We start from the raw sequence: 1728 nt of genomic DNA on the forward strand, positions 1-1728 counted from the left end.
AGCTATACGTCTTACAATTCTACCTTCGCAAAAAAATTCTCCGCGGACACTCTCCCATCCTGAAAGAAACGCCGCGGAGAAATAAACATATTTTCGGTACCAATACCAAGATCATTAATCTTTAATAAAGTCACATCCGTCCGGAATATCCAAACATTTCTTATCCAACATACTGCATCCGTAGAAAGCACCTTTATCAATATATCTTACACTGTCTGGAATTACGATTTCTCTAATCGAAGTAAATGCAAAAGCCATTTTTCCGATACCTACCACTTCGGACGGTATGTGACCTTCTCCAAATTGACACATCCGCGGAAAGCTTCATCGTCAATAAGCACTACTCCGTCAGGGATCACAATTTCTCTAAGTCCTTTGCACCAGGCAAAAGACAGGATTCCTATCTTTTTAAGATTTTTTGGCAGTACCACCTCCTGCAGTTTTGTCATTCCGTCAAAAGTCCGCGGAGGAAGGATGCTGATATTTTCGTTAACAATGATTGTTGTACCATCACTTTTTGTATTTTTTTGATCCAGTCTCTTAACATATTTATCCTCAACTTTTTTCTTTTAATATGGAAAAAAAGAGACACTTAATGTGTCCGCAGAAGACATCTGTAGACGCAACCGCTTATTCCACTGCTTAGTCTTGCTCCTGTGCAGCTGCCTCCTTCAGCCGCGAAAAGCTCTCGTCGCTGATGATGTGTTCAATCCGGCAGGCGTCGGCCTCCGCAGTCTTGGGGTCAACACCTGCGGCGATAAGCTGCTCAGTAAAGAAGCAGTGACGCTTATAGATTTTTTCAGCCACCTCGCGGCCCACATCGGTCAGATGGAGAAAGTGATCTTCGTCCATCGTAAGAAAGCCGCCGTCTTTCAAAGTGTTTACTGCCACACATACGCTTGGCTTTGACACTCCCATGTGCCGGGCCACATCTACGGAGCGGAGCGCACCATACCCGTTTTCTTATGGAGAACAAGGATGGTTTCCAGATAGTCCTCCCCGGACGCATGAAGTTTCGTGGAACATCTCCCTTCTAAAACAATTTACACAGCCCAACCAAGACTCTCCTGTTGGATATGGAACAGTTTATAGTACAATTCGTTCTTTTCCATCAATTCATCATGTGTACCGTGTTCCACCAGTCTACCGTTATCAAGAACGAGAATTTGGTCGGCATCCACAACGGTACGAAGCCGGTGAGCAATCATAATGACCGTCTTACCCTCCACCAGCTTTGCAATGGCCCGCTGGATTAAAACCTCGTTCTCTGGGTCAAGAGATGCTGTTGCTTCATCAAGAAGAATAATCGGGGCATCTTTCAGCAGAGCGCGGGCAATGGAGATTCGCTGACGTTCTCCGCCAGAAAGAGTGCTGCCGTTCTCCCCCAAGATAGTCTGATAACCATCCGGCAATCGCTGGATAAATTCGTTACAGTACGCTGCCTTTGCCGCTGCCATGACCTGCTCTTCGGTAGCGTTCATATTGCCTACGCGGATGTTATTAAAAATAGTGTCGTTGAACAAGGTCACATCCTGAAATACAAAGGACATACAGCGCATCAGGTGTTCCGGTTCAATGGTGCGAACATCCATACCACCAATGGAAATCTGACCTTTTCTTACATCCCAAAAGCGGGCAATGAGTTTGGAAATTGTGCTTTTGCCGCTACCGGAAGGTCCTACCAGGGCTGTTACGCTGCCAGTTGGAATAGAAAAAGATACGTCCTTA

3 protein-coding genes and 1 pseudogene are annotated in these 1728 nt (G+C 45.7%); all 4 read right to left on the reverse strand.

All coding sequences use genetic code 11. The features are described 5' to 3' along the window. Nucleotides 1-114: 114 nt before the first annotated feature. Nucleotides 115-258: a hypothetical protein gene (locus tag AC075L_RS21540; RefSeq protein WP_476388184.1), complete on the reverse strand. Its 144-nt coding sequence runs from the start codon at nucleotides 256-258 to the stop codon at nucleotides 115-117. An 11-nt stretch (nucleotides 259-269) separates the two neighbouring features. Continuing rightward, nucleotides 270-536, reverse strand: a complete 267-nt coding sequence (locus tag AC075L_RS21545) for a leucine-rich repeat domain-containing protein (RefSeq protein ID WP_476388186.1) — start codon at nucleotides 534-536, stop codon at nucleotides 270-272. Nucleotides 537-642: 106 nt separating this feature from the next. After that, a pseudogene (locus AC075L_RS21550) lies at nucleotides 643-1043 on the reverse strand (metal-dependent transcriptional regulator). Further along, the coding region (locus AC075L_RS21555; RefSeq protein ID WP_476388185.1) for an ABC transporter ATP-binding protein at nucleotides 1044-1728 on the reverse strand (685 nt) is incomplete at its 5' end.

This window comes from Blautia sp. ZXY-1-B12 (genome assembly GCF_056339915.1).

What these genes read in the sequence shown, in the direction of transcription:
- AC075L_RS21540 (WP_476388184.1), bottom strand. Translation starts at nt 258, where the DNA reads ATGGCTTTTGCATTTACTTCGATTAGAGAAATCGTAATTCCAGACAGT.